Annotated in this window: 23 protein-coding genes; 16 read left to right on the top strand and 7 right to left on the bottom strand. The window is 44.8% G+C overall.

Going from position 1 to position 21,211, the window contains the following annotated elements; all coding sequences use genetic code 11:
* Positions 1 to 787: 787 nt before the first annotated feature.
* The 9 genes from wrbA to BM283_RS05730 all read left to right on the top strand — a co-directional run bounded on the left by wrbA (position 788) and on the right by BM283_RS05730 (position 8,949).
* A complete protein-coding gene (gene wrbA / locus BM283_RS05765; RefSeq protein WP_090690722.1) occupies positions 788 to 1,387 on the top strand; it encodes an NAD(P)H:quinone oxidoreductase in 600 nt (199 codons plus the stop codon).
* 187 nt (positions 1,388 to 1,574) lie between these two features.
* Positions 1,575 to 2,396 (top strand): DODA-type extradiol aromatic ring-opening family dioxygenase, encoded by an 822-nt coding sequence (locus BM283_RS05760; protein ID WP_090690718.1) that lies wholly within the window; start codon positions 1,575 to 1,577, stop codon positions 2,394 to 2,396.
* Between the two features lie 80 nt (positions 2,397 to 2,476).
* On the top strand, positions 2,477 to 2,815 hold the full coding sequence (locus tag BM283_RS05755; RefSeq protein WP_090690715.1) for a c-type cytochrome: 339 nt from the start codon (positions 2,477 to 2,479) through the stop codon (positions 2,813 to 2,815).
* A 14-nt stretch (positions 2,816 to 2,829) separates the two neighbouring features.
* Positions 2,830 to 3,777: a hypothetical protein gene (locus BM283_RS05750; RefSeq protein WP_090690712.1), complete on the top strand. Its 948-nt coding sequence runs from the start codon at positions 2,830 to 2,832 to the stop codon at positions 3,775 to 3,777.
* Positions 3,778 to 3,789: 12 nt separating this feature from the next.
* The gene (locus BM283_RS05745; RefSeq protein ID WP_090690709.1) at positions 3,790 to 5,334 is read left to right on the top strand and encodes an FAD-binding oxidoreductase; all 1,545 of its coding nucleotides are present in this window, start codon (positions 3,790 to 3,792) and stop codon (positions 5,332 to 5,334) included.
* Positions 5,335 to 5,384: 50 nt separating this feature from the next.
* Entirely contained in the window at positions 5,385 to 6,494 is a 1,110-nt protein-coding gene (locus tag BM283_RS05740) for an NAD(P)-dependent alcohol dehydrogenase (protein ID WP_090690706.1), read from the top strand.
* A 63-nt stretch (positions 6,495 to 6,557) separates the two neighbouring features.
* Positions 6,558 to 7,091: an aldehyde dehydrogenase family protein gene (locus tag BM283_RS19880; protein WP_254776208.1), complete on the top strand. Its 534-nt coding sequence runs from the start codon at positions 6,558 to 6,560 to the stop codon at positions 7,089 to 7,091.
* Between the two features lie 10 nt (positions 7,092 to 7,101).
* Positions 7,102 to 8,061, top strand: a complete 960-nt coding sequence (locus tag BM283_RS19875; protein ID WP_254776207.1) for an aldehyde dehydrogenase family protein — start codon at positions 7,102 to 7,104, stop codon at positions 8,059 to 8,061.
* Positions 8,062 to 8,496: 435 nt separating this feature from the next.
* A complete protein-coding gene (locus BM283_RS05730; RefSeq protein ID WP_090690703.1) occupies positions 8,497 to 8,949 on the top strand; it encodes a hypothetical protein in 453 nt (150 codons plus the stop codon).
* Positions 8,950 to 9,211: 262 nt separating this feature from the next.
* Here BM283_RS05730 and BM283_RS05725 read toward each other — a convergent pair whose 3' ends face one another.
* A complete protein-coding gene (locus BM283_RS05725; protein WP_090690700.1) occupies positions 9,212 to 9,490 on the bottom strand; it encodes a hypothetical protein in 279 nt (92 codons plus the stop codon).
* Positions 9,491 to 9,565: 75 nt separating this feature from the next.
* Between BM283_RS05725 and BM283_RS05720 the strand changes: the two genes are divergently transcribed.
* Positions 9,566 to 10,357 (top strand): carbonic anhydrase, encoded by a 792-nt coding sequence (locus BM283_RS05720; RefSeq protein WP_090690696.1) that lies wholly within the window; start codon positions 9,566 to 9,568, stop codon positions 10,355 to 10,357.
* Positions 10,358 to 10,498: 141 nt separating this feature from the next.
* Here BM283_RS05720 and BM283_RS05715 read toward each other — a convergent pair whose 3' ends face one another.
* The gene (locus tag BM283_RS05715) at positions 10,499 to 11,635 is read right to left on the bottom strand and encodes a PilT/PilU family type 4a pilus ATPase (protein ID WP_090690694.1); all 1,137 of its coding nucleotides are present in this window, start codon (positions 11,633 to 11,635) and stop codon (positions 10,499 to 10,501) included.
* A 135-nt stretch (positions 11,636 to 11,770) separates the two neighbouring features.
* Entirely contained in the window at positions 11,771 to 12,814 is a 1,044-nt protein-coding gene (locus BM283_RS05710; protein ID WP_090690691.1) for a type IV pilus twitching motility protein PilT, read from the bottom strand.
* Between the two features lie 219 nt (positions 12,815 to 13,033).
* Here BM283_RS05710 and BM283_RS05705 point away from each other — a divergent pair, with 219 nt between their 5' ends.
* Positions 13,034 to 13,750 carry a YggS family pyridoxal phosphate-dependent enzyme gene (locus BM283_RS05705; protein WP_090690686.1) on the top strand — a complete coding sequence of 239 codons (717 nt, stop codon included), beginning with the start codon at positions 13,034 to 13,036 and terminating at the stop codon, positions 13,748 to 13,750.
* Here the strand turns inward: BM283_RS05705 and BM283_RS05700 are convergent.
* The 3 genes from BM283_RS05700 to rsmD are packed head-to-tail and all read right to left on the bottom strand — an operon-like array spanning position 13,719 to position 15,141.
* Positions 13,719 to 13,988 carry a YfhL family 4Fe-4S dicluster ferredoxin gene (locus BM283_RS05700; RefSeq protein WP_090690681.1) on the bottom strand — a complete coding sequence of 90 codons (270 nt, stop codon included), beginning with the start codon at positions 13,986 to 13,988 and terminating at the stop codon, positions 13,719 to 13,721. The genes BM283_RS05705 and BM283_RS05700 overlap by 32 nt on opposite strands.
* Positions 13,989 to 14,006: 18 nt before the next feature.
* On the bottom strand, positions 14,007 to 14,486 hold the full coding sequence (gene coaD / locus BM283_RS05695) for a pantetheine-phosphate adenylyltransferase (RefSeq protein WP_090690678.1): 480 nt from the start codon (positions 14,484 to 14,486) through the stop codon (positions 14,007 to 14,009).
* The gene (rsmD, locus tag BM283_RS05690) at positions 14,479 to 15,141 is read right to left on the bottom strand and encodes a 16S rRNA (guanine(966)-N(2))-methyltransferase RsmD (protein WP_368086406.1); all 663 of its coding nucleotides are present in this window, start codon (positions 15,139 to 15,141) and stop codon (positions 14,479 to 14,481) included. Before rsmD ends, coaD begins: the two co-directional genes overlap by 8 nt.
* A 65-nt stretch (positions 15,142 to 15,206) precedes the next feature.
* Between rsmD and BM283_RS05685 the strand changes: the two genes are divergently transcribed.
* From BM283_RS05685 to BM283_RS05670, 4 genes are all read left to right on the top strand, one after another.
* The gene (locus BM283_RS05685; RefSeq protein WP_090690674.1) at positions 15,207 to 16,454 is read left to right on the top strand and encodes a lipoprotein-releasing ABC transporter permease subunit; all 1,248 of its coding nucleotides are present in this window, start codon (positions 15,207 to 15,209) and stop codon (positions 16,452 to 16,454) included.
* On the top strand, positions 16,447 to 17,121 hold the full coding sequence (gene lolD / locus BM283_RS05680; protein ID WP_090690671.1) for a lipoprotein-releasing ABC transporter ATP-binding protein LolD: 675 nt from the start codon (positions 16,447 to 16,449) through the stop codon (positions 17,119 to 17,121). The genes BM283_RS05685 and lolD overlap by 8 nt, the downstream gene beginning before the upstream one ends.
* A gap of 1,162 nt (positions 17,122 to 18,283) precedes the next feature.
* Positions 18,284 to 19,921, top strand: coding sequence for an FAD-binding oxidoreductase (locus BM283_RS05675; RefSeq protein WP_090690666.1), 1,638 nt, complete (start codon positions 18,284 to 18,286; stop codon positions 19,919 to 19,921).
* Between the two features lie 77 nt (positions 19,922 to 19,998).
* Positions 19,999 to 20,322 carry a DUF4156 domain-containing protein gene (locus BM283_RS05670; RefSeq protein ID WP_090690664.1) on the top strand — a complete coding sequence of 108 codons (324 nt, stop codon included), beginning with the start codon at positions 19,999 to 20,001 and terminating at the stop codon, positions 20,320 to 20,322.
* A 137-nt stretch (positions 20,323 to 20,459) separates the two neighbouring features.
* Here BM283_RS05670 and BM283_RS18710 read toward each other — a convergent pair whose 3' ends face one another.
* Positions 20,460 to 20,612, bottom strand: a complete 153-nt coding sequence (locus BM283_RS18710; protein ID WP_175492043.1) for a hypothetical protein — start codon at positions 20,610 to 20,612, stop codon at positions 20,460 to 20,462.
* Between the two features lie 495 nt (positions 20,613 to 21,107).
* On the opposite strand from BM283_RS18710, the gene BM283_RS20495 reads away from it, so the two are divergent.
* Positions 21,108 to 21,211 (top strand): IS630 transposase-related protein (locus BM283_RS20495; RefSeq protein ID WP_217646453.1); only part of this gene is annotated, 104 nt, incomplete at its 3' end.

Genomic DNA, 21,211 nt, shown 5'->3' with positions numbered 1-21,211 from the left:
ATCTATCAAGTTTATAATAACTGATAGAAATTAATATATAAGATAACCCCATATGATCAAAAGACTATTTTTATTAATTCAATTCCTTTCCTTGATTGCACCCGTCGGTATCTTTTTTACGTATATCATAATGGATGAAGGCGATCAATTCACTTATGAGCATTATTGGGTAACAGGAATGAGTTTTATTCCTTTTTTGTTCACGCTGCTATTAAGAAGCGTATTTCTGGATATTAATAAAAAATAATATCCTGATTACACAGAAAATTAATAACTCTTTATTTGAAAGAGCTTAAAGAAATAATAAGTAGAAATGATCTTTTAAGTTAATTTATCCAGCTTTTTAGGTCACTTTAATGATATTTTGATGAATGAGTGCATTTCAGTGCGAGGTGTGTTTTCAAACATGGAGCCCATGCGGTTATGGTTATGTTAGCTAACTGTGGTATTCGGCAAGCGTACACCGATGCATATATCCACCGTATTGACGCGGCCGAGCTACGCGGCCAATCTCAGGCGGCAAGCGTAAAGATAGTGCCGTCATATCTTGACGTGCAGTAACTAAAATTTGATCTGACAACTCAAAAATTAGAGCCCCATCTAATCTAAAATTGATAATCAAAATTTTTATTGCCATAAATTTGGTTCAGGAATAACCTTATTAAAGTTACAAAACTTTTTTAAAAAATAGAAGCCTATTAGAAATAGAAATAAAAATAGAAATAAAAACGGATGAATTCAATACAAGCCATTTTTCGAACCAGGAAATCAAGACAGGAGAGAAAACATGACGAAAGTTCTTGTTCTTTACTACAGTATGTATGGACATATTGAAAGCATGGCGAAAGCAGTTGCGGAAGGGGTGCAAAGCGTCGAGAATACTGAAGTCATTATCAAGCGAGTGCCTGAGCTGATCCCGGAAGAGGTGGCACGAAAGGCTGGTGTCAAGCTTGATCAGGAAGCACCGATCGCGACAGTAGATGAATTACCGAACTATCAAGCTATTATCTTTGGTACGCCAACCCGATTTGGCAATATGTGCGCACAGATGCGCAATTTTCTTGATCAGACCGGTAGCTTATGGCTTAACGGTAGCTTGATTGGTAAAATTGCGAGCGTTTTTACGTCCACTGCTACCCAGCACGGGGGTCAGGAAACTACCATTACATCCTTTCATACCACTTTATTACATCAGGGCATGATCATCGTAGGTGTTCCCTATTCCTGCCAGGAAATCATGAATATGAGTGAAATTACCGGAGGCTCTCCCTATGGGGCAGGCACACTCGCCGGCGCAGATGGCAGCCGTCAACCGTCAGAAAATGAACTAAAAATTGCTCGCTTTCAGGGAGCTCATGTAGCCAAGATAACCAGAAAATTAGCCTGAATTTCTGATTCAAGAGGGAATGTCATTCTATTTCCAAATCAAAAATGACGCGAAAGTGAGCCACAGACAGTATCAATAATAAGGCAAGGTGAAGCCGACAGAGTCAGGTTTGATTAGAAAAGGAATAACCAAAAATCCCTCTCATGATTGGAATATATTAGTTTTTCTTGCGATAGGGAATAAGTATATGAGCAATCAACCATCAGAGACACTTTCACCAGTGTTGTATATACCACATGGTGGAGGGCCCTTACCCGTTATGGGCGATAAAGAGCATGAAAGGATGGTTTTTTTTCTAAAAGAGATCGCAAAAAATTTGAGTGAGCCCTCAGCCATATTAGTCATCAGTGCTCATTGGGAAGAGGATCAAGCAACCATCACGAGTAACAGCCATCCTGAATTAATTTATGATTACTATGGGTTCCCGGAAAGAGCCTATCAAATCCGTTACCCTGCTCCAGGTCATCCGCAACTCGCGCAAGCAACCCTTGAAATGATAACAGCCAGTGGAATTCCAGCTAAACTGGACGAACAGCGGGGCTTTGATCATGGCATGTTTATTCCACTCATGCTGATGTATCCACAGGCACACATCCCCTGCCTCCAGTTATCCCTACTCAAGAATTTAGACCCAGGTCAACACATTAATTTAGGGAAAGCCATCACCTCTTTACGAAAGAAAAATGTTCTGATTGTTGGTTCCGGGATGTCCTTTCATAATTTGAAGCGGTTCTTTTCGAGTGGCAATGATGGCAACAAAGAAAACGATGAGTTTGATAGCTGGCTGATAGAAACATGTGCCAGCAGAGATTTTCTGCCAGATGAGCGCGAGCAAAGATTGATTGAGTGGGAAAAAGCTCCCTCTGCTCGATATTGCCACCCTAGAGAAGACCATCTTTTACCGTTACATGTCTGTTATGGTGCTGTCTGTATCGACACACCGACAGCCAAAGTTGTGTTTAACCAGGAAATCATGGGTAAAAGAGTTACGAGCTTTCTGTGGCAGTAGCAGAAAAATTTTATTAACTCTTCTGGAGATACATCACATTACCCACCCGACAACTCACTGAAATTCTGCGGAGGACCAGTATGAAAGAAACAAGATTGGGAGGCGCATTCGTAGTATTCGGTTTCATGTTGGTAATATTCTTCCCCGCGATAAACCATGCATGGTCAGCGCAGGAAGAGAAACTTAGTGCTGGGTTTGCGTGGAAGGATGGTGCAGAAATTTATGCCAAAATTTGCGCTTATTGCCATGAAGCCCAGGTCGGGCCACCCATTCGTAACCGTGAGCTTCCCATAAGCTATATCCGCACTATCGTTCGTAATGGAAACCGGGCCATGCCCTCTTTCCGCTCTTCAGAGATCGACGATGAATCACTGACAAAACTGGCGGATTTCATTTCAAAAACGGAAGCTCAGCATTAAGGAGGTCACATCCTATGGATGAAACTCGACGTCACCTCATCAAAGGCATACTCACCGGTGGAACCTTATTGGCTTTGGGTATTCCCAGAATCACTCAAGCAGCCCCCATCAATCAATCGCTGTTCGACAGTACACATAATTGCAAGTTATTGATGGGGGCTACACCTATCGACGAAGCGTTTGCCAAAGGCGCCCAAACTGCTTGCGCTCTCTATAGCAGTTACCGTCAAGGTATATTGCCGGCATTCCAATTAGAGGATGAGCTATTAACGAATCCTGTGCGCATAGTCGATCTATTGACACAATCTCATAATATGCGCTGGGTTGCCGTCATGGATGATGCCAATGCGGCCATATTCACTGAATTGGTACGGAATGCTGAAGGGCGCCTGCTGGCATTAGGTTCACATACTTCTATATCCAGCGATAACATCTCCCTCCCCTTGCGTCATGTGTGGACGACGGCATCACCCGCATACAGTGCCGGGGAGTTACTCGCATCAATACTCATGCAGAATCAGCACAATTTTTCTATTGTCGAAAATTTTCTTGCACCGCCGCGCGGAGATAGGGCAGGAAAAGAGGCAAACCTATCCGAATTTTTATCTTATCAGTGGGCTGATCAGGCGCCAATCCGTTTACATTGTGCTGGCGTATCTCCACTGGAAGCCAGTCAACTCATTGGCTGGAGGGCATCAGAAAATTGGCAACCTATATTTTCTCAGACCGATGGTTCTTCCACCTATCAAGATAAGACAGCCAGTGCTACAGCAATTGAGCTTCCCCAATTTGACAACTGGATAGAAGTCACCGGCTACGCGACTGTAGCGACCGCATTGGATAAGGGGATACATCAGGAACTTTGCTCCAGTCGCGCATTCGTGCATCGATCGGTTCAGCGTTATCCGGATCAGCATGGGTTAGCGGGAAAACATTTTGTTTCGTTTGTAATCGACGTGTAGGGAGAACACAGCATGACCAGTAAATATATTGCATTGCCTAAAAGCGTAACAGAGAAAGTATTTGATGCAGCTATCAACGATTTTCGCAGCGTGCTTGGCGATGCCGCTGTGCTCATCAGCGCAGAACAACTGGCACCCTACATCAAGACGATGATGCCGGTTTCCGATGCCGAACATGCACCCTCAGCGGCACTTCTGGCCACGACTGTCGAGCAGATTCAAAAGATTGTTGGGATTTGTAACCGATACAAAGTACCGATCTGGACGATTTCCACTGGGAAAAATCTGGGTTATGGCTCGGCAGCTCCTGCTGAGCGCGGACAGGTCGTGCTTGATCTCAAACGTATGAATCGTATTCTCGAAGTAGATAAAGATTTAGCCTTTGCTTTGGTGGAACCGGGTGTCACCTATCAGCAGCTCGATGACTACATCAAAGAACACAAACTGGGCTTATGGCTATCCATGCCAGCGCCCTCTGCCATTGCAGGACCGGTGGGTAATACGCTCGATCGTGGAGTCGGATATACGCCCTATGGAGAACATTTTCTGTTTGCCTGCGGCATGGAAGTGGTTCTGGCCAATGGTGAAGTATTGCGCACAGGAATGGGCTCAATGCCCAATTCCAATACTTGGCAGGTATTTAAATGGGGATACGGCCCCTATCTGGATGGCATTTTTACACAATCCAACTACGGTATTGTCACTAAATTCGGTTTCTGGTTGATGCCTGAACCACCAGCGTTCAAACCGTTTGTGATTCAATATGAATACGAAGAAGATATCGTAGAGATCGTGGAAACGATCCGTCCGCTGCGCATCAGTGGTGTCATTCCGAATGCGGTAGTCATTGCTCATGCACTGTATGAGGCACCCGTAAAAGCTCGGCGTAGTGATTATGTGTCCGGGCCTGGTTCAATCCCGGATGAAGCAGTCTATCGGATTATGAAAGACCATAAACTGGGTATTTGGAATGTGTATGCGGCTCTCTATGGCACGCAGGAGCAGATTGATGTGAACTGGAAAATCGTGACACAGGCTTTTGGTCGATCCGGCAAGGCAAAAATCCTGACAGAGCAGGAAGCGGCGGAGGATCCCGCATTTGTTTATCGCGCCAAGCTCATGCGTGGAGAAATGACACTTACAGAATTTTCGTTGTATAACTGGCGCGGTGGTGGCGGGTCGATGTGGTTCGCACCCGTCTCACAGGCACGGGGCAGTGAAACGCTCAAGCAGATGGCTCTGACCAAGCAGATTCTTGCCAAATACGGCCTGGATTATTCCGGTGAGTTTATCGTCGGCATGCGTGATATGCATCATATTGTCGACGTACTGTACGATAAAACTGACCCGGAGCAGACCAAAGCAGCTTACCAGTGTTTCGATGAATTGCTGACCGAATTCTCGGCGCGCGGATATGGAACTTATCGCGTCAATACGGCATTTATGGATAAAGTGGCCGAAACCTATGGCCCCGTGCAGAGAAATGTGCACAAAACACTTAAAAAAGCACTGGATCCCAATGGAATTCTTGCTCCGGGAAAATCAGGCATTCGCTAGCTTCGCCTTAACTGTGAACAGAAAACACCCCTTCTAAAGCGGAGGTAACAGTGAGAAAAATCAAGGCAGCAGTAATTCGCCAACAGGGTGGGCCGTTTCAAATTGAAGATCTGATGCAGGATGATCCACGATCCGATGAAGTACGCGTTCGCATCTTAGCGGTGGGCATGTGCCATACTGATATGGTCGCGCGCGATCAGCTTTATGCGGTGCCGCTGCCGGTGGTGTTAGGTCATGAAGGCTCGGGCGTAGTCGAACAGATAGGTAGCCATGTGAAGAAAGTCGCTGTTGGCGATCATGTTGTGCTGACCTATATGTGGTGCGGACACTGCAAGCCCTGTTTACGTGGTGATTTGACCTATTGCGAACATTTTTATGCGCTGAATTTCAATGGAGCACGCGAAGACGGCAGTACGTCAACCTTTACAGCAGGTAATACTCCAGAGCTAGTCCATGATCATTTCTTCGGGCAGTCGTCGTTTGGCACATTTGCGCTCGTGCATGAGCGTAACGTCATCAGAGTCCCCAGCGATGCGCCTTTAGAGCTACTCGGCCCGCTGGGTTGCGGCATTCAAACCGGTGCCGGAGCTGTCATAAATGCTCTCAAAGTCAATCCTGGCAGCAGTTTTGCCGCTTTTGGAGGCGGCGCAGTGGGACTCAGTGCCGTGATGGCGGCGCGTGCGGCCGGCGCAACCACCATCATTTCGGCAGACGTAGTGCCTGCGCGCTTGACTCTGGCTATGGAACTGGGCGCAACCCATACCATTAACAGCCGGGAAACCGATCCTGTCGAAGCGGTTCGCAAAATTACCGGAGGAGGCGCTGATTTCACGCTGGAATCGAGTGGACGCCCTGCTGTATTGCGTCAAGCCATTGATGCACTGGCTATTCGGGGAACATGCGGCATTGTCGGCGCCCCTGCTTTGGGTACTGAAGCGAGTTTCGACGTGAATGGGGTGATGACAGCAGGGAAGCGCATTATCGGAATTATCGAAGGCGATAGCAAACCGGATCTTTTTATTCCAGCGCTTGTTGAGCTTTATCAGCAGGGGAAATTTCCTTTTGACAAGCTGGTGAAATTCTATACGCTCGATCAAATCAATCAGGCGGCTGAAGATAGCGAGAAAGGGGTCACGATTAAACCGATCATCCGGCTGTAGTACGAATTTTTTTACTCCCTTTTCAAATGGGCTCTCTATGAAAACACGCATGAGGAATGCATGATGGAAAAGGAAAAAGAGGCTCCACCACCCTATTCAAATTTCGATCAGTTACTGATCAACGGCCAGTGGCGCCATGACAAGGGAACAAAGGTTTTAAATGACTTGAATCCTTATAATGGCAATGTTCTGGTCGAGATACCGCATGCCGATCGTGATGACATGCACGAAGCCTATCGAGGTGCCGCCAAGGCCCAACCTGAATGGGCGGCATTATTACCGGGTGAGCGGGCGGCAATCATGCGGCGAGTGACACAGATCATGGAAACGCGCCGTGAAGAGATTGTGTCATGGATCATTCATGAATCCGGTGGAACCCGCATCAAAGCCAATCTGGAATGGACTGCCGTGCATGGCGTACTGCTCGAGGCAGCCACGCTGCCTTATCTGGTAGAAGGCCGGATTCTTCCGGCGGAGATTCCCGGCAAGGAAAGCCGCATGTATCGTAAACCCGTCGGTGTCGTCGGTGTGATCAGTCCTTGGAACTGGCCATTCCAGCTCACTGCTCGTTCTGCAGCACCTGCATTGGCCCGTTGATAACGCTGTTGTGGTCAAGCCAGCCAGTGACACACCCATAACGGGCGGATTGCTATTGGCTAAAATTCTGGAGGAGGCCGGACTTCCTGCTGGGGTACTCAGCATTACCGTCGGTGCATGCAACGAGATTGGCGATGCATTTGTTACTCACCCGCTTCCTCGTGTCATATCGTTTACCGGTTCCACACCGGTTGGCCGCAATATCGCAAAGTTAGCGGCAGAAGGTTCCATGCTGAAACGACTTGAACTGGAGCTGGGCGGTAATGGCCCATTCGTGGTATTGAGTGATGCCGACCTGGGGCAAGTTGTGGAAGCTGCGGTGTTTGGTAAATTTTTACACCAAGGCCAAACCTGCATGAGTGTGAATCGCTTTATTATTGATGATCGGATTCACGATGAGTTTGTGGAGCGCTTCGCTGATCGGGTACGCCAGCTGAAAGTAGGCGACCCCAATGCGCCAGATACCATGATTGGCCCCATTATTAATGAATCCCAGCTAAACGGGTTGCAGCGCCGGATTAATGAGGCCATCTCATCAGGAGCCCATCAGATAGTGGGGGGTGAAGCACAAGGCTTAGTGCTTCCACCCCATGTATTCTCCCAAGTAACTAATCGAATGCAGTTGGCACAAACGGAATCATTCGGTCCTATCGCACCGATCATACGTGCACGCGATCAAGCCGATGCGCTGGAAATCGCCAATGACACAGACCTTGGACTTGCTGCTGCTGTGTTTACACAAGATGCCGAGCGCGGCCTTCGGTTCGCACAAGAGCTTGAATCAGGCATGGTGCATATTAATGATCAGCCGGTCAATGATTTACCGTTCAACCCATTTGGTGGTGAAAAAAATTCAGGAATCGGTCGTTTCAACGGCGCCTGGGCCGTCGCAGCATTTACTACTGATCAATGGATCAGTATTCAGCACAAGCCGCGCCACTATCCTTTCAATGCACGAGTCATTAATTGATGAGTTGAGAGATAAACAAGTACGGCAACTCAATAGCAAAATTGACTGGGATGATCCTTAACCTTGCTTTCATTTTTTTATTTTTCATGAGGTTCAAGCATCTCACTTTAATTTGATTGCCGGCCTCATGCGTGAATGTCATTCCATTTCTAAATCAAAATTTATCAGCTTTACCTTGCCGTATTATTTATATTGCCTGTAGCTCATCTTCGTGTCATATTTTATCTGGAAATGAAATAAGCAATAGTCGGATTGACCTGCATATCGAACCAGGGCACGTAACCCCATTTAACAGCAAAGCGCGATTGGTAATCACCTAAAATTTCATTTAGTCTGCTTCAGACTATTCCATCTTCACATTTTATTTAGGTTAAGTAATGTACCTTATACAAAAGCTGAGATCTCAATAAGCGAAAACAGAGAAGGAGTTTGTTAATGCAACAATTTTTATTAGCCAGGTTTATGCTGATCGGTATTACTCTCTGGCCTCTTACAACTATCGCTAGTCCAGCTTTAGCTGATTATGATCATTGCTTAAAAGCTTCTATGCAAAATAATAATCAAAAACATGAATTGAGCAATCAGTGTGATGAGGCTTCTCCTGGTGACAATTCAAATGTAATAACGCTTCCCTCTGACGCGGAGAATAAGATCAAAATTGCTGCCGGCTTCGGTTGGGGAATCTTTAATGGCAGCGTTTACAACGGGAATAGAAATTATGCTATCGAACAGGTCATTATCAAGCTGATCCCCTCGCAGATAGCAGGCACATCCTCTGAAATCTCGCTTGAAACGAAGGAATACAACACCGACGTGACAGTACTGCCTTTATCCAAGGGTGCGCTTTCCATGGTTTTAGATTCGGATGTTACACGAGAATTTGAATGAAGCTTAGTCAATATTCTGGGGCGAAAGATAAATACAAATTGACAGCATTTCTCCTGCTGCCTCATTTTGATTTCACCATTTTCACTTTATTTCTTTACAAGGGAGGAAAATTCTATGTCTATTAAAAAATTGCTCTTTTAGAAGCGTTGCTGAGCTGTTAGGACTAAAGATGATGGATTTTTAGCCGATCATCTTACTTGAACGGAAAATCAGTCATATAAATTAAAAGCAAGCTAACTGAAGGGCTTAAAAAGTTAATTATTCACCATTTAAGTATGTTTTTATAAATTCTTTTAATACACAAGGACTTTATTATGTTTACTAAAGTTTTGTTAATTGTCTTGCTAAGTTTCAGCATTTCGTGTTCCGCAGCAGACACGACATCCAATTCATCCAAATCATCCACATCACCCAATTCATCAACAAGCTCAAATGAGCTGATACTGCCAACACAGCAATCTGATACATCAACTAAAAATGAAACCTCAGAATCATCAAAAGATAACGATTCAGGGGCAGGGCAAGAATCTTCCACTCCCAAAAAGGGGCATCCAATGGAAGACTACTGCAAAGAACATACTTGCTAATCTCATAACTAGTTACTGCTGGAGTGATCATGAAAAGAAAATTATTAACTAATTTATTCGCTGCTGTCATTGTATCTTACGCAACCAGTGTTTTTTCAGACCCACCTCACTGGGATCATACTGAGCAGGAAAATTGGTGGTCCCTTCAAGACACCTCTCAAACACCACCGTTAAGTTTTCCTTTTGCTGAATGCGGGGTAGGGCAGCATCAATCTCCTATTGACTTGGCTAAAGCAAAAATTGAGGGGACAGAGGTGAATCCTCTGGAAATTTCATATCCTGTTGATAATGCACCCGTTTTTTTCAATACGGGTCATGCGATACAAGTTAATACTTCCTCCGGTTACACAGGCCATCTTAAGATTGGAGAAGAATCATTTCCGTTAACTCAATTTCATTTTCATGAACCAAGTGAACATGTCGTGGGTACCACTAGTTTTCCAGCTGAATTGCACTATGTTCATGTCAAGAGTGATGGCAGACTGGTCGTTTTGGCGGTGGCAATCAATTTAGGGGATCAAAACCCAGTATTCCAAACGATTCTAGACAATATGCCACCTGATTCAGGTGGTAAAAATCAAAACTCCGGTTTGCAATTCGACCCTGCAGCGTTATTACCAAAACTTGATCAACCGATCCAGTACTTCACCTTAGCAGGATCGTTAACTACCCCGCCCTGTAGCGAAGGTGTTCAATGGTATATTCTGCCCAAATTGATCACCATTTCAGATGCACAACTTACCCAATTAAAAAGCTTCTACGCCAATAATAATCGTTTACCTCAAAATTTAAACGGTCGAAATATTTTATCAGGGAAATAATTCTATACTGATAGACCGATAGCTGAGTACTGAATAATCAGGTTGTTATTGAGAAGCAATCATCCTAAACGGCAGTTTGGTGAAAGCCAAACTGCCAGAAGCTTTCTAAAATATAACATGACGAGTTCATTCCGCCATACATCAGGTAATCGTCAAATGTTCAATGCCTTCATTGATGTTTTTGTGCTGCGCTTCTGAGCTGTGCAGTTTGATTTGCAAGCGTAGCTCATTCATGGAATCTGCATTTCTCAGCGCATCCTCATAACTAATCAGGCCAGCTTCATAAAGCTCAAATAACGCCATATCAAAAGTTTGCATACCGAGCTCTCGCGATTTCTTCATGATCTCTTTGATTTCATGAACTTCTCCTTTAAAAATCAGATCTGAGATCAATGGAGAATTCAGCATCACCTCAATGGCTGCCACCCGCCCTTTCCCCTCTTTCCTGGGAATCAGCCGTTGCGCGATCAAGGCTCTCAAATTTAATGATAAATCCATCAGCAGCTGTGCTCGGCGTTCTTCCGGAAAAAAATTAATAATACGGTCAAGTGCCTGGTTGGCGCTATTGGCGTGTAGTGTCCCCATGCATAAGTGGCCCGTCTCGGCAAAAGCAATGGCATGCTCCATGGTTTCACGATCACGAATTTCACCAATCAAAATAAGATCGGGTGCCTGGCGCAAGGTATTCTTGAGTGCCGCTTCCCAGGAATCCGTATCCACGCCCACTTCTCGTTGTGTGATAACGCAGTTAATATGCTCATGCACATATTCTACTGGGTCTTCAATAGTGATGATATGGCCATAACTGTTCTGATTACGGTGTCCGATCAGAGCGGCAAGTGAGGTCGATTTACCTGAGCCGGTACCACCTGCAAAAATAACTAAACCACGCTTGCTCATCACCACGTCTTTTAGCACAAGCGGTAGACCCAAATCATCAAATTTTGGAATTTGTGTAGTGATCGTGCGAATCACGAGACCCACTCGCTGTTGTTGAATAAATGCATTCACACGAAATCGCCCGATGCCCGCTGGATGAATGGCAAAATTGCACTCCTTGGTCGCTGCAAACTCTGCCGCCTGTTTGTCATTCATAATAGCGCGCGCCAGCTCCGCCGTGTGCTGGGGGGAAAGGGGCTGCTGGGATACGGGGGTCATATTTCCGTCAATTTTAAACGCAGGCGGATAGCCAGCTGTAATAAACAAATCGGAAGCCTTTTTGCTGAGCATTAAATGCAGCAAATCGTACATAAATTTTGTTGTCTGCTCTTGTTCCATGATAAATTTTAATATCCTTTCCTTTTATTCCATTTCTAAATCAAAAATGACGCGAAGGTGAGCCGCAGACAGTTTCAATAAACGGCAAGGTGAAGCCGACAAAGCCAGTTTTGATTTAGAAATGGATTAGGTATATTAACTTCGAAAATTGTCCTTGTTCATAGCTTTGGCTCTTGCCTCCACCATGGAAACGACATTACGCTTCACCAGATCAGCCAGATTTTGATCAAGTGTTTGCATTCCTACACTCTGACCGGTCTGAATAGTTGAATACATCTGAGCCACTTTTCCTTCCCGGATCAGATTACGGATGGCAGGGGTACCGATCATGATCTCATGCGCTGCGACCCGGCCAGTCCCATCTTTAGTTTTCAACAATGCCTGAGAGATCACTGCCCGCAGGGATTCCGATAGCATGGCACGAACCATTTCCTTTTCCTCCGCAGGAAACACATCGATAATACGATCAATGGTTTTGGCGGCAGAACTGGTATGCAAGGTACCGAATACCAAATGACCTGTTTCTGCCGCTGTCAATGCCAAACGAATCGTCTCCAGATCTCGCATCTCACCCACTAAGATAATGTCCGGGTCTTCTCGTAAGGCTGCGCGCAATGCATTAGCGAAACTATGGCTATCTTTTCCGATTTCACGTTGATTGATCAGGCATTTCTTACTTTCATGAACAAACTCGATCGGATCCTCAAGTGTAAGAATATGACCATACTGATTCTCATTAATATCGTCGATCATCGCCGCCAGCGTAGTTGACTTACCCGAACCGGTTGGACCTGTCACCAACACGACGCCTCGTGGTTGCTGCGCAATTTCTGCAAAAATCTTGGGCGCCTTGATCTGTTCCAGTGTTAGCACCTTTGATGGAATTGTGCGCATGACTGAAGCTGCACCTCGATGAGTATTGAATGCATTAACTCGGAAACGCGCAAGATTAGGTACGGCAAAAGAAAAATCGCATTCGAGATGCTCTTCATAGAATTTGCGCTGACCATCATTCATAATGTCATAAATCATGTCATGGACATCTTTATGCTCCATGGCTGGCAGATTGATGCGCCGGACATCACCATGTACACGTATCATTGGTGGCATACCCGCAGACAAATGCAAATCAGATGCATTATTCTTGACCACAAAGGCAAGTAGTTCTACTATGTTCATTTACGTTTTCCCTAGATGCTATAAGTAGGTAAGGTTGGTCTTCATGAATTTCTTCCTGGTTTTCCAGCTCAAAGTAACAGCCTGCTTGTTTATAACGGTAGGGATAAATAAAAATTGAGAAGATATTTGGTAGCGGATAGTTAATCTTATTCAGCGCCACTTTTCCCAGCGAGCATTATTTCATTATTTTTTATTGCCATTATTACCAATTAGTAAACCATGACAACAATTGCCACACGTCTGCAAACAGTTAAATCCCATATTGCAGAGGCTGCCAGGAATGCAGGACGACGACCAGAGGACATTCTGTTATTAGCTGCCAGCAAAACCAATCCTCCTGAAAAGGTAAGAGAAGCCTGGGAAGCGGGGCAAACTGTATTTGGAGAAAACTATCTGCAGGAGGGATTGATCAAAATTCGCGCACTTGCTGATTTACCTATAGAGTGGCATTTTATTGGCCCGATCCAAAGCAACAAAACCAAACCTATTGCAGAAAATTTTGCCTGGGCACACAGTGTAGATCGAGAAAAAATTGCTGTGCGTCTATCCAATGCGAGACCTGAATCGCTTCCGCCGCTACAAGTCTGTGTCCAAGTCAATGTCAGTGGTGAAGTGACCAAAAGTGGTATTGCGCCTGAACAGGCTGCAGAGCTCGCCACCTTTGTTAATCAACTGCCTCGTTTAAAATTAAGAGGATTAATGGCGGTACCCGAGCTGACTTCAGCAACTGCACTGCAACGCGAGCAATTTCAAATCATGCGGCAGATCTTTGAGCAGCTCAAAAAGGATGGCTTCGATATCGATACCCTATCCATGGGTATGTCTGAGGATATGGATATTGCGATTGCAGAGGGCGCCACAATTGTACGGATAGGTACCGCCATTTTTGGTCCGAGGCGTTATGCTATTCCTGAGGAGCTCGCTCCGCGCCAGTAATCAACGCATGATATTTAGCTAGTAATTGCTCATGACTCTCAGTCACATTGGGATGGGTAATAATACAATTGACGGGGCAAACCTCAACACATTGAGGAGTATCATAATGTCCTACACACTCTGTGCATAAATTGGGATTGATCTCATAAATCTCCTCACCTTGCGAAATTGCTTCGTTCGGACATTCCGGCTCGCAAACATCACAATTAATACATTCATCAGTAATTAATAATGCCATCTCAACCACCTCAAAAAATCAGTTTTTCATTTTCTTTCGTAACAGTTCTGCAACAATGGGATGCACGAATTCGTCTGCATTTCCTCCCAATCTGGCAATTTCTCGTACAATCGTGGCAGAAATAAACATATATTGCTCAGATGGGGTTAAAAAAACAGTTTCAACCTCTGGATAGAGATGACGGTTCATTCCCGCCAATTGAAATTCATATTCAAAGTCAGACACAGCACGTAAACCACGCAGAATGATGTGGGCATTTTGTTGCTGCAAAAACACGGTTAACAAACCAGTAAATCCCATCACCTCGATATTGCGACAATCTTTTAGCACTTCTTGGGCCATTTGAATACGATCGGTCAAGGAAAAAAAAGGGGTTTTGCCACTATCCGCAGCCACGGCTACGATAACATGTTTAAATAATTTTGCGGCACGACGCACCAGATCTTCATGGCCACGCGTTAATGGGTCGAAAGTTCCAGGATAAACCGCTTTATCCATTTTTTTTCAATTTCAGTAAGTGGTAGCAAACCTTGCCTGCCCGTCCGCTGCGCCACACAAGCCATTGTTCATCCAGATCAAATTTATGATCATTTTCTATATAAACCAAACTGTCTCCTGTCATATGTGAAGGAAGCCGCATCAATAATTCAGGCAGCAGATTAAACTGAAAAGGAGGATCTAAAAATATGACATCATATTGCCTCACATCCGAGGCAATAAATGCCAGCGCATCCATTTGCACTAATTCTACTTGCGTTGCATCCAGCTTCTTCCGGGTTGCCTCCAATTGATGCATTATGCGCCTACTCAACTCCACCATCACGACGCGCTCAGCCCCTCGTGAGGCTGCTTCAAAACCCATTGCGCCACTTCCTGCGAATAAATCCAAACAATATTTACCAGTTAAGTCCTGTCCCAACCAATTAAATACCGTTTCTCGAACTCGATCAGGTGTTGGCCGTAAATATTTCTCATCAGGAAAAGTGATCACCCGGCTGCGCCACTTGCCACCAATAATTCGAACCTTTCCTTCTCGCACCATAAAACCAACCACATCAAATTCTGTTTTCTCTTGATCAATTATACTGAAGACGAGAGGTACTTTTCTGCAATTTGGCAAAAATTCAAACTTTTTGTGGAAATTTCCTGACATTTACTTACCCAGCTTCATTAGAATATATAGCCCATAAGATCTCATTTTCTCCAGGAAAAATATTCGTGTTCCTCTATGAACTGCTAATCGGCTTACGCTACACACGCGCAAAACGGCGTAATCACTTCATCTCTTTTATTTCCTTGATTTCTTTGCTGGGCATCACGCTGGGCATGACGGCACTCATCACCGTCATGTCAGTCATGAATGGTTTTCATAAGGAAATCCGCTCACGTATACTCGGTGTTGCTTCACATGTTCAAATCAGCACCATTAGCGGTACTTTAACTAACTGGCAACAAATTGCCGACATGGCAAGCAAACATCCGCAAGTAATTGCAGCAGCCCCTTATGTCAGCGCACAAGGCATGCTCTCTCACAATCAGGTAGTACGAGGCATTATGGTGCGTGGAATTTTGCCAGACTATGAAAATCGTGTAGCTGATTTCGCGCAAATGATGGTGATGGGCGAACTTGATCAGTTGAAAGCAGGTGAATTCGATATTGCCATTGGCATCGAGCTGGCACGTAGTCTGGGTGCATTTCCGGGCGATAAGATTGTCCTGATCTCCCCGCAAGGCCAAGTAACCCCTGCAGGGATGTTACCTCGTCTAAAACAATTCACCGTAACGAGCGTATTTGAAGCCGGCCATTATGAATATGATTCTGGCTTAGCACTTATTCATATGGCAGATGCGCAGAAACTCTATCGCATGGAACCTAACCAGGTATCGGGAGTGCGGCTGAAGCTGAAGGATATGTTTCAAGCGCCCCAGGTGGTAAAAGAACTATCATTGATGCTTTCTGCTGATAACTACATCACTGACTGGACGCATCAGCACGCTAATTACTTCCGGGCGATTCAGATCGAGAAACGCATGTTGTCGTTGATTCTGGCATTAATCATCGCGGTTGCAGCCTTCAACATCGTCTCAACCCTGGTCATGGCCGTGACTGACAAGCAACCGGATATCGCTATCCTGCGCACCTTGGGTGCCAGCCCTGGCAGCATTATGAAAATATTTATTGTGCAGGGGACCCTAATCGGCGTCCTTGGCACAGTGCTGGGTCTCATTGGTGGAACGCTGCTGGCTTATAACGTGGGAGAAGTGGTTGCGTTCATCGAGCGGCTATTTAGCATTCAGTTTCTCTCACAGGAAGTTTACTACATCAGCGAAATACCTTCTGATCCACAATTGGATGATATCGTGACAGTGGCAGTGGTATCCTTTACGCTTACACTACTCGCAACGCTTTACCCAAGCTACCGCGCATCAAAAGTTAATCCGGCAGAGGCACTGCGCTATGAATAACACCGTCATTTCATGCAAGAATCTCTATAAAAGCTACTTTCAGGGCAAGCTCGAAGTGCCCGTCTTGCAAGGAGTTAACCTAACGTTGAGCAGGGGCGAAATGGTATCGGTGGTCGGTGCCTCCGGTTCGGGCAAAAGTACATTGCTGCATCTGCTGGGCGGACTGGACTCACCGAGCAAAGGGGAGATTTTGCTGCTAGGTCAAGGACTCACCACTATCAGCGAAGAAAAAAGGTGTCAATTGCGCAATCATTCACTTGGTTTTATTTACCAGTTCCACCATCTGCTTCCCGAGTTCAGCGCTCAGGAAAACGTGGCCATGCCACTGCTGATACGGCGCATGAATAAACAAGAAGCGATGGAGCGTGCAGCGGACATGCTGCAGCACGTCGGCCTGAGCCATCGCCTGACTCATACGCCTGGTGAGCTTTCTGGAGGGGAGCGTCAACGGGCAGCCGTAGCACGAGCATTGGTAACTCAGCCAGCCTGCGTGCTGGCCGATGAACCTACTGGCAATCTTGACCGCCATACCGCAGAAGGAGTATTCAATTTAATGCTGGAGCTCAATCGCAAAGTGAATGCTACTCTTGTCATCGTTACGCATGATCCGCAACTCGCCAACCAGGCAGAACGGGTTTTGCAACTGATTGATGGTGTACTGGTGTAAACCGGGAGCTTTTTAGGACAAGAGTATCATCAATAAGATAAAAGGCTATATCAATGTCGTATTGGTCTTAATTCTGTCCTGAAATCAAACATCCACCTCCAGATCAAACTGGCACGAAAGCGAGCCATAAGGGAATACCATCTTTATTACATGCCGATGCCAGGGAATGACTAATGACCAGGCAATAATGCACGAGCATACCATCTGTATCCCGCTACCATAACACGAAGAAAACAATTTTCCTTGTAATCTGGCTAGCGCATTATTAATCCGATCATGGGAAAATTTTTATCAACAGAAAGAATAAGAATTCCAAATGATTGTTAATGTATAACACATGAATCACGTTAAAGCTAGTTATAATCATGCAGCCAGCCAGGAATGACAAGCAAAGCCAGCTTGACACCGAGCAATAGCCGGAATATTAACTACCTCCAACAGCAATGGTGAAGTCATTCTCCCGGATTTCATTTCAGGTTATTACAATAGGGTTTATCAACAAATATGATTCAGCTTGCTCTTGGCATACATTAATCATATGCTAATTTCAATAATAGATAATGTTCCCTTTCTGAGTTAATATTTATTATATGGTGGGAATGAGTTTTTGAGATCAGCGCTAAAGTTACAGTTTCCCAGTTATTAATATGCCCTATTCTGGTAAATAGATAAAATCTTATACATCATGCAGGCATTTCGGGATATTAAAAATAACCTATGACAAAAAGTAGAGCGTGATTGTGGAAAGCCCAACTTTAGTATGACTTCACCATTCCGGTCCGGCTGACGTGCAATCTCACTCAATCAAAGTTGTGAGGGTTATCAGTCATGGTGTATTCGATTGCCAACTCAAAAATGACGCGAAGGCGAGCCGCCGACAGTATCAATAATATGGCAAAGTGAAACTGACAAAGTCAGTTTTGATTTAGAAATGGAAGTACTTGGCAGGCATACCTAGTTCGCGCTTGTAAGAATGGCATTAGAAGGAAACACTGTGCATTGCACGGTTTAAAAAACATATCAGTGTTAATTTGCTTTTACATGACTGCTTACCGCGCAGGCGCTCAAATCCTACCTTTTCTCCGAATCTGGTACTTGCTTATAGTTAGTCAGAAATATCAATTATCTCATTTATAAGAAACCTTTAACCTATATAAAACAGATGCATGACCTAATTGAAAAACTTAAAGAGACCTACTGCTCAGACGGTGTGGAAATTCCCGAAATTCTTTTTAACTGTGCGCAAGACCAGCAAAAATATGATCAATATCGTCAAATTTTTAACCGTCTCTTCCAATTTATGCCTACTGCTATTGTGCTATGTGAGACAGCTCAACAGGTAAGCGTAGCGGTTAAATTTACCAGTAAACATGCTTTGCCTTTACGTGTGCGCTCGGGTGGGCATGATCATGAAGGAGAATGCAGCGGCACTGATACCCTTCTGCTCGATCTCTCGAAGATGAATAAGGTCAAAATTGATCGTGAGCGTAAGATTGCTCGCATACAGCCTGGTATACGCTTTCAGAGCCTAACCACGGAGCTGGCTAAATGTGATGTCATGATTCCGCATGGCACTTGTGCTACCGTGTGCATAGCAGGCTATACCATGGGAGGAGGCTGGGGTCCCTGGACTCGCAAGCATGGCATGTGCTGCGAAAGTGTCGTAGGGGCTACCCTGGTGCTGGGCGATGGCAGCATACGCGAGTTGAGTATGAATAGTGAAATAATTGGCGATCGAGAACTGCTGTGGGCTATAAAAGGTGGAGGTGGTTTCAGCTACGGCATAGTGACCGAGTTTGTAATTGAAACCTTTGACCTGCCCGATGAAATGATTAAGTTTCAGATTGAGTGGAATAAATACCACTATGTGCCTGAAAACAAATTATTTGCTCTGCGCGATACCACACCTACCTTGCATGTGTTGCAAACATGGGAAAAAGTCATTGCTTCCACCCAGCCAGACGCTAACCAGTTAGTAGGGACTAATCTGAAAATTGCGGCTAAACATGCCAGCGAAGGTGAGCACTTTAATCCCCATACTGTAAGCCACAACTGCGTGATGTATGGCTATTGGGAAGGAGATGAAAACAGCCTGCAGAAATTTGTAGATAAACACTTTAGACACACTGGCACCTACACGGTAACCATAATGGGCAAAGCTGGGCGCAAGTACCAAGATTTACCCTATGGCGATCACCTGATGAGTGCTTGGGATCGCTATTCGTTTCACAATATGAATTTGCTGAAACAGGGACTAGAAGGCACACCATTTCCACCTGATGAAGACCAGCCGGCCCCCCACAAAATCACCTCACGTTTAGTAAATAAAGAGGGGCTTGGCACAGAAGGCCACTATAAATTATTGGAAAGTCTCACTTCTCCCCTGGTATTAAGCGGCAACGTGCACCTGGGACTCTTTACTTATATTACCTTAGGGGCTATTACCGGCAGCTATTATCAGCAGGTCATGACCCTGGAGCAGAAAGACAAAAGCGCCTTTCCTTACAAGGATAAAATTTTCACCATACAATACCAAACCTGGTGGAATGAAACTGAAAAAGAAAAAAGAGAAGGTGAGAATAATCATGTGTATACTCGCGTCAACCAGGCGCTCGACTGGATGGAAGTTTGCCGTGATTATGATATTCCCAATACTTCAGGTGCTTTCATCAGCTTTAAAGACAGTTCAGTACCTACCCAAACTTATTTCGATAAAAGCTACCACCACCTCGTAAAAATAAAGCGAACCTATGTAAACGATCCTTACAATCACTTCCGTTCGCGCAAAACGATTATCTGACAACCAAAAAATATGGAGCGCCCTATTTTGCGAATAAACTATTCATTAAAATTTTTCCCTATAACTGAGATAGTGTAATGATAAAGATTCTTATTGCTGTTGCCAGTTGTTTAATATTCTCTTCCTGTACATGGGTTAAGGTTACTTCCAAAGGCGAAGGAGTACGCTTGGTACACTCAGCCAAAGCAGTCCAGCCATGCAAAAAAATTGGCAGAGTTGAAACTAAAGTAGTCAGTAAAATAGTGTTTAACCGTGATCAAGAAAAAGTTGCAGATGAACTTGCTGATCTTGCGCGGAATGAAGCGGCGTTAATTAACGGCGATACTATTGTTCCTGTTTCGGAGGTTAATAAGGGAAGACGTAGCTTCGATGTCTACCAATGTTTTCCAACTAGAATGTAATATTGGCATCTTCATATCGATAATGTACGGCGGTAGTATAAAAATCAACATTCCTCTGAAGGGAGAAAGGGAGAACGAGCCACGGTTCACCTAATAGATAGGGAGCTGACCGCAAGCTGTTATGTTATGAATTGGCATCAGGGCGGATAAAAGAAGCGAATGGCGCAACGCGCTGGCAATGCGCGCTTCACGGAGCAAGTATTGGCGACTTCGGGACGACGGGCAACGCCCGACAAGTCAGGGAAACCGCGCAAGGCGACAGAACTAAAACCCAGCAATCTATTTCTCACATCATTAATATACCTAATATATTATCTAATGTAAAAATACAAGCCACAGACTCAAGTCTTGCCACCCCATTGCGACAAACGTTTTTTAGTACCATCAAAAGTAACATACCAGTAGAGTAGGTTCAACACTCACCCTGTTCATTTTTAACATCTATTCTCGCAAATTACTTGAAAGTAAAAGCGCTCTTTCTTTTGCAACAGAGGAAAACCAAAAAAATTTATAAAAATCAGATAATACTTTCTTGAACTAAAGTCTCCGTTGGGAGCCATTTTGAGTATCCAGCTTTATAGCATGCCTCCTATAAATTGATTATAATTTACAGATGACCTATCCGATATCATTTCGCCGTAAAGTATTATCCGTTCGTGAGAAGGAGAACCTCTCAATCGTACAAGTGGCCAAGCGTTTTGATGTAGGGGTCGCCAGCGTGATGCGTTGGATCAAAACTCCCGATCCCAAGACCACCCGCAACAAACCTGCCTACCAGGATCAACATGGAAATGTTGGCGCAGGACGTCAAGAATTATCCGGACGCATATCAGTACGAGCGCGCCAAACGGTTGGGTGTCAGCAAGCAAGGCATTAATCATGCTTTAAA

This window comes from Nitrosomonas sp. Nm34, assembly GCF_900113925.1.
Taxonomy (GTDB): domain Bacteria; phylum Pseudomonadota; class Gammaproteobacteria; order Burkholderiales; family Nitrosomonadaceae; genus Nitrosomonas.
Note: the sequence above shows the minus strand (reverse complement) of the source record. Positions and strands in the feature narration are given on the sequence as shown.